This is a genomic window from Methylobacterium sp., from assembly GCF_028290105.1.
In the GTDB taxonomy this organism is placed as follows: domain Bacteria; phylum Pseudomonadota; class Alphaproteobacteria; order Rhizobiales; family Beijerinckiaceae; genus Methylobacterium.
The window spans coordinates 1-6,754 of the sequence record NZ_JAQGKL010000193.1; the positions used below are offsets into that span (position 1 = coordinate 1).

Annotated in this window: 5 protein-coding genes; 4 read left to right on the top strand and 1 reads right to left on the bottom strand. The window is 70.9% G+C overall.

The window, feature by feature from the left end:
* Both JWQ05_RS13895 and JWQ05_RS13900 read left to right on the top strand, forming a co-directional pair.
* Positions 1-2,138 (top strand): TonB-dependent siderophore receptor (locus tag JWQ05_RS13895; RefSeq protein WP_299659234.1); only part of this gene is annotated, 2,138 nt, incomplete at its 5' end.
* 55 nt (positions 2,139-2,193) lie between these two features.
* The gene (locus JWQ05_RS13900; RefSeq protein WP_299659237.1) at positions 2,194-3,801 is read left to right on the top strand and encodes a PepSY domain-containing protein; all 1,608 of its coding nucleotides are present in this window, start codon (positions 2,194-2,196) and stop codon (positions 3,799-3,801) included.
* A gap of 16 nt (positions 3,802-3,817) precedes the next feature.
* On the opposite strand, the gene JWQ05_RS13905 is transcribed toward JWQ05_RS13900, so the two are convergent.
* Positions 3,818-4,591: a methyltransferase domain-containing protein gene (locus JWQ05_RS13905; RefSeq protein ID WP_299659240.1), complete on the bottom strand. Its 774-nt coding sequence runs from the start codon at positions 4,589-4,591 to the stop codon at positions 3,818-3,820.
* A gap of 183 nt (positions 4,592-4,774) precedes the next feature.
* On the opposite strand from JWQ05_RS13905, the gene JWQ05_RS13910 reads away from it, so the two are divergent.
* Together JWQ05_RS13910 and JWQ05_RS13915 are read left to right on the top strand one after the other, a co-directional pair.
* On the top strand, positions 4,775-5,533 hold the full coding sequence (locus JWQ05_RS13910) for a hypothetical protein (protein WP_299659243.1): 759 nt from the start codon (positions 4,775-4,777) through the stop codon (positions 5,531-5,533).
* On the top strand, positions 5,478-6,754 hold a 1,277-nt coding region (locus JWQ05_RS13915), incomplete at its 3' end, for a terminase family protein (RefSeq protein ID WP_299659246.1). The genes JWQ05_RS13910 and JWQ05_RS13915, both read left to right, overlap by 56 nt.

The window sequence follows — 6,754 nt, forward strand, 5'->3', positions numbered from 1 at the left end:
AGCCCGGCGGGGCCGTCGGCCCCGTCCGGGGCTACGTCGCCACGCAGAGCCGCGTGGCCACCAAGACCGACACGCCGATCCTGGAGACCGCCCAATCGATCTCGGTGATCGGGCGCCAGCAGATCGACGACCAGAACGCGCTGACACTCAACCAAGCCCTGCGCTACTCCCCGAGCGTGACCACCGAGCAGCGCGGCGGGGCAGGCGCCACCCGCAACGACCAATTCTTCATCCGCGGTTTCCAGGCTCCACTCTTCCTCGACGGCCTCGCCCTGCCGGGCAGCCGCGATGCCTCGCCCACGGTCGATCCCTTTCGGGTGGAGCGGATCGACGTCATCAAAGGGCCGGCCTCGGTGCTTTACGGGCAGTCGGGCCCAGGCGGCATCATCAACTTCGTGTCGAAGGTCCCGCGGTTTGCTCAGCATGGCGAGCTTTTCGTCCAGGGCGGCGGCTTCAACGAGGTGCGCGGCGGCTTCGATATAGGCGGCCCGATCTCCGCCGAAGCCGGACCGCTCGCCGACCAGTTCGCCTACCGTGTGATCGGGCTCGGCTGGAAGGGTGACGGCCCTGCCGTCACGACCCAGGTCGAGCGCTTCTTCATCAACCCAAGCGTCACTTGGCGGCCCTCGGCCGATACCTCGCTGACAGTTATCGGCAACTACCAGCGCGATCCGTTCTCAGGTTTCTACGGAGGTGTCCCGGCGGTAGGCTCGGTGTTCGCCCGCAATTTCGGCAACGGTATCATCGGCCGCCTGCCGGTCGACTTCTACGACGGCGACCGGAACATTGAGCGTTCGGATCGGACCCAGGCCTCGGTAAGCTACATCTTCGACCACCGGTTCAGCGATAATCTACGCTTCCACTCCGCCGCCCGCTTCCTGCATACCGAGGGCGATTATCGCAGCGTCTTCACGACCCTCGACGACACGGTCAACACCATATCCGCCAGCGGACCACTGATCGGCCGCTCGGTGGGCGGTACCCGCGTCGGCATCGATGCCTTCACTATCGACAATAACGCTGTCGCGACCTTCGACACCGGCATCTTCTCCCACACTGCGCTCGTGGGCGTCGATTACCGGAATTTCGAGACCCGGACCCTGTCGGGGCCGTTCCCTCGGACGATCAGCCTGAACGCCCTGGCGCCGAACTACGACACGAACATCGCCTTTCCGGCCTTCACGTCGGCCGCGCGCATCACCGCCGAGCAGACGGGCGTTTACCTGCAGGACCAGATCAAGTTCGACCGCCTCGTCCTCACCCTCGGCGGCCGCTACGACTCCGCCCGCCAGTCCGGCCCGACCCGAAGCCTGACCACCGGCGTCGTGGCGAACCAAGACGTGCCCGCCGATGCGTTCACCGGCCGCGCGAGCCTCCTCTACCTGTTCGACAACGGTATCGCCCCTTACGTCTCCTACAGCGAAGCGTTCGAGCCTATCGTCAACGGCCGGATCTTCGACACCGCTTTCGGCTCGGCCGGACGCATCCCCGATCCGATCGCAAGCAATCAGTACGAGGCCGGTATCAAGTACCAGCCGCCCGGCACCGAGATACTGCTCACGGCCGCCGCTTTCGACATTCGGCGCTCGAACGCGACGAACCCCGACCCCGCCAATTCCGGCTACGTCCTCCAAACCGGCGAAGTCGGCGTACAGGGCATCGAGTTGGAAGCGCGGGCGAACCTCAATGATAACCTCACGTTGATTGGCGGCTTCTCGCTTCTCGATATCCGCAACACCGCCGACCGGAGTTTCACCCGAAACGCCGTGACCGGCGCACAAGTGTCGCTCGTCGGCCTACACCCGGTGCAGGTGCCCGACACCACCGCCTCGGTATTCGTGGATTACCGCTTCACCGAGGGCCCACTCATCGGCCTCGGGCTCGGCGGTGGCGTGCGCTATCTCGGGACCTCCTGGGGGGATCCGGCCAACACCTTCAAGGTTCCGGAGAACGTGCTTCTCGACGCCGTTGCCTCCTACGACCTGAAATATATTAACCCGACGCTCCAGGGCTTCACGATGCAGATCAACGCCCAGAACCTACTCGACGAAAAATATGTCACCGGCTGCTTCGGCTATTCTGGCTGTTACTTCGGCCTGCCCCGCACCGTCTACGCGACCCTGCGCTACCGCTGGTAGCGCCCAAGGCCCGGCCTTTTCCGCATCACGCGAAACGACTTCGACCGGAGCACGCATGGGGACGACCTTCCGCCAGGCCATGGCCTGGCTCCACACCTGGTCCGGGCTCGTCGTCGGCTGGGTGCTGCTCGCGGTCTTCGTCACCGGCACGGCGAGCTATTACCGGGCCGACATCTCGCGCTGGATGCGGCCGGAACTGCGACAGGCGGCGCCGTTCTCGCCCGACGCGATGGCGCGGGCCGCCGAACTCGGCATCGCGCATCTCGACGCCCATGCGGGCGGCGCGCGGAGCTGGTTCATCGGCCTGCCGCAGCCGGACCAGCCGGTCATCGACCTGTTCTGGCGGACCCGGCCGGGCACGCCCCCGGGCCAGGCGCGGCTCGATCCCGCGACCGGCGAACCCGCCGCGATCCGCGACACGCGAGGCGGCGACTTTCTCTACCGCTTCCACTTCGAACTGCACATGGCCCCGCTCTGGGGCCGCTGGATCGTCGGCATCTGCGCCATGATCATGCTGGTGGCGCTGATCTCCGGCATCGTCACGCACCGGCGCATTTTTTCGGACTTCTTCACCTTCCGGCGGGACAAGGCGGCGCAGCGGGCTTGGCTCGACGCGCACAACGTCACCGGCGTGCTCGCCCTGCCCTTCCACCTCATGATCACCTACACGGGCATCGTCACCCTCGCGCTGATGTACATGCCCTGGGGGGTGACCACGGCGTACAAGGGCGAGGCACCGGCCTTCTATGCCGAGAGCGGCCAGACCACGGCGCCCCGCCCGCCCGCGGGGCGGCCCGGCACGCTGTCCCCCATCGGCCCGATGGTGCGGGAGGCCATGGCGCGGGTGCCCGAGCCGCTGGAGCGGCTCTCGGTTCTCAACCCCCGCGACGCCAACGCCACGGTGGTGGCGGTGTTCGAGGAGCCGCACGGGCTCTCGCACGCGCACCCGCAGGTCGCCTTCGACGGAGTGACGGGTGCGGTGCGCGAGGTGCGCCAGGGCGGCCTCAAGCCGGCGACCCGGACCTTCACGACGATGGTCGGCCTGCACGAGGCGCATTTCGCCGGGCCGGCCCTGCGCATCCTGTTCTTCGTCTGCGGCCTGATGGGCTCCGCCATGGTGGCGACCGGCCTCGTGCTCTGGTCGGTGGCGCGCCTGCCGAAGCTGGGCGAGCGCAGCTTCCTCGGCCTGCGCCTCGTCCAGGCCCTGAACATCGGCGCGGTCGCGGGCCTGCCCGGGGCGATCGCGGCCTATTTCCTGGCCAACCGGCTCCTGCCCGTCGATCTCGGCCAGCGCGCCGATTGGGAGATCGCGGCCTTCTTCGGCGTCTGGGCCCTCGTGACCCTGGCAGCCCTTGCGGGCCCGCAGCGCCGGGCCTGGCGGGTGGCCTTGAGCGTGACCGCCGGCCTCTACCTCGCGGTGGTCGGCGCCGACATCGCCCGGGTGGATCACGATTGGGCCGGGCTGCTCGAGGGCGAGGCCCGCTTCGTCTGGTTCGACGCGACGCTCCTGGCGCTCGCGGCCCTGTTCGCCGTCGCGGCCCGCAAGGTCGCCCGCTATGCCCCGCCCCGGAGGGCCGGGCGCAGCGCGCCGGCCCCGGAGGCGACGCGCCGGACTCCCCTGGCGCAGGCCCCCCAGAGGGCGGACGCGCTCGCCGAAGCGTGAGCGAGCCTGCGCGCGTTCAGGCTAGCGGGTCAGGCGCCCTGCGCGCCGTCACCGAGTAGCCGAGGCAATCGTCGTCCGAGCCGAGCCGGAGCGCCATCGCCGCATGGGCGACGAGCAGGGCCGTCGCGGTCAGCGGGATCGCTGCGGCGAACAGGGCCTTTCCGAGGAGCCCCTCATACGCCCAGCGGAAGGGGATCGCCGCCACCTTGTAGCCCGCGACCGCGATGTCGTTGCCGCGCGGCGCCACCGCGATCTCGGTGAATCCGCGCTCGGAGAGGAGATGCGCCAGGGCGGCGGGGGTGAAGCGGAAGTAATCGTGCGGCTTGAAGTGGTAGCGGGCCTGGAATGGCACCGTGAAGAACATCTCGGCCCCCGGCCTCAGCACCCGCGCGCACTCGTCGAGGAACGCGCCCGTCTCCAGCACGTGCTCCAGGACCTCGGTGTGGAACAGGGCGTCCATGCCGCCCGACGCCACCGGGAAGGTGGAACCGGCGTAGTAGGTAATGTCGGCGAGCGCCGACATCCGGAAGTCCGCGCCCGCCTCGACGCGGTCGATGCCGGTGTAGCGGCAGGCCGGCGGCACGTATCGCCGGTAGGGCTGCTCGCCGCAGCCGACTTCGAGCAGCGCCCCGCGCTGGCGGCGTAGCCAGCGCTTGGCGTCCCGCGAGGCCGTGAACACCTGCAGGTCGGCGATGAGCTGGAGGCGCCCGAGCAGGTTCGAGATCCAGCCGGCACGCGGCACCAGCGCATTCCGGGGCGGGCGGCGGATCTCGATCGCGTCCAGGCTCATCGGAAAGGTCTCGGGTTCAGGGCAGCGCGCGGGAGTAAACCACGAAGCGGTTTCCAATTCGCTGCGGTCGCCCACGCCGCTCCTGACTAAAATCCGATCTTAGGAATTTATGATTGACAGCGCGACGCTCCTGCGGTATCGATACCCCACGCTCAAGAAGTGTGAGTGGCGGCGGAGACAGCGATGATCCGGGTGCCCATCGCAGGCTCGCTCCGCGCCGCCGTCGAGGCGGCGATGCGCACGACGCGCCGTCCCATCAATGCCATCGCGGCGGAGACCGGTGTCCTGCCCGCCACCATCCGGTCCTGGAACCGGCGCCATGGCTGGCGTCCGCCGGCCGCCACGGCGGCCACCGGGTTCGACCCCGCCCGCTGGAACACCGCACGCCGCGCGGCGGTGGCGCGCCTCTACGCGCAGCCCTGGCTCGACGTCGGAGACCTCGCGCTCGCCATGGGGGTGCCCCGGCGCCGAGCGGAGGCGCTGTTCACCCGCTGCGGCCTGGAGGGACGCCGGTCCGGCGCGGTGGCGGTGGCGAGCGGGCCCGACACCGATCCGCGCCACCTGCGGGCGGCCCTGCGCCTGCAGATCGCCCGGCAGATCGTCCGCCTCGACGCCGCGCTGAGCGCCGACGACGGCGCGGCCGACCCGAAGGCCTTCGACAGCGCCCGGGTGCTGCGCGACCTCGGCGGATTGAAGCGCCTCCTCGACGAGGCGGACCAGGACGAGCGGGGCAAACCCGAGCGCCCCACGAAGGCCGGGCGGAACACGGGAGCGGGCGATGGCGCGGAGTTCGACGGCGACGCCACGGCCGCCCGCGACCACGACCTGCCCGCCCTGCGCGCGGAGATCGCGCGACGGCTTGAGGCGTTCGGCACGGAGCGGCCGGATGCCGGCATTCCTGGAGAGCCTGCCCCCGCACCTGATCCGGGGGCTCGGCGCTGACTGGCTCCTGACGGCCCGCGACGACCAGCTGCCGCCCTGCCCGGCCCTCGACCACTGGACCACCTGGGCGGTGATCGGCGGGCGCGGCGCCGGCAAGACCCGCACCGGGGCCGAATGGGTGCGCGCCCTCGCGCTCGGCGACCCGGCCTTCACGATGGCGCCCGTAGGCCGCATCGCGCTCGTCGGCGAGACCTTCGCGGACGTGCGCGACGTCATGGTGGACGGGCCGTCCGGCCTCCTGGCGCTGTCGGGGCGGCGGCCCGCCTGGTCGCCCTCGCGCCGGCGCCTGGAATGGGAGAACGGGGCGGTCGGCCTCGCCTTCTCGGCGGAGGAGCCGGATTCCCTGCGCGGGCCGCAATTCGGAGCGGCCTGGTCCGACGAGGTCGCCAAGTGGCGCTACGCGGAGGCCGCCTACGACATGATCCAGTTCGGCCTGCGCCTCGGGCAACGCCCGCGCGGCCTCGTCACCACCACGCCCCGGCCGATCCCGCTCCTGCGCCGGATCCTGTCCGACCCGCGCACGGTGGTCAGCCGGGCGCGCACCGCCGACAACGCCGCCAACCTCGCGCCCGCCTTCCTCGACGCGGTGGTGGGGCGCTACGCCGGCACCCGCCTCGGGCGCCAGGAACTCGACGGCGAGATCATCGAGGAGCGGGCCGACGCCCTCTGGACCCGCGCCGTGCTGGAAGCCGGGCGCGTGCCCCGCGCGCCGGAGGACCTGCGCCGGATCGTGGTGGCGGTCGATCCGCCGGCCTCCTCCAAGGCCGGCGCCGATGCCTGCGGGATCGTGGCCGCCGGGCTCGATGCCGCCGGCCACGCCTTCGTGCTCGCCGACGCGACCCTGGCCCGCGCCGCCCCCGGAACCTGGGCCGCGGCGGCGCTGGCGCTCTACCATCGGCTCGACGCCGATGGCCTCGTGGTCGAGGTCAACCAGGGTGGCGAGATGGCCACCGCCGTGCTCGCCCAGGTGGATGCCCGCGTGCCGGTGACGGCGGTGCGGGCCACGCGCGGCAAGTACCTGCGGGCCGAGCCCGTCTCGGTGCTCTACGCGCAGGGGCGCGTCCATCATGTCGGCGCCCTGCCGGCCCTGGAGGACGAACTCTGTGATTTCGGCCCCGACGGCCTCTCGTCGGGCGCCTCGCCCGACCGCCTCGACGCCCTGGTCTGGGCGCTGACGCACCTGCTGCTGCGGGGCGGGCCGGAGCCGCGCATCCGGCGGCT

Coding starts and splice junctions, on each gene's coding strand:
- JWQ05_RS13900 (WP_299659237.1), top strand. CDS start 2,194: ATGGGGACGACCTTCCGCCAGGCCATGGCCTGGCTCCACACCTGGTCC.
- JWQ05_RS13905 (WP_299659240.1), bottom strand. CDS start 4,591: ATGAGCCTGGACGCGATCGAGATCCGCCGCCCGCCCCGGAATGCGCTG.
- JWQ05_RS13910 (WP_299659243.1), top strand. CDS start 4,775: ATGATCCGGGTGCCCATCGCAGGCTCGCTCCGCGCCGCCGTCGAGGCG.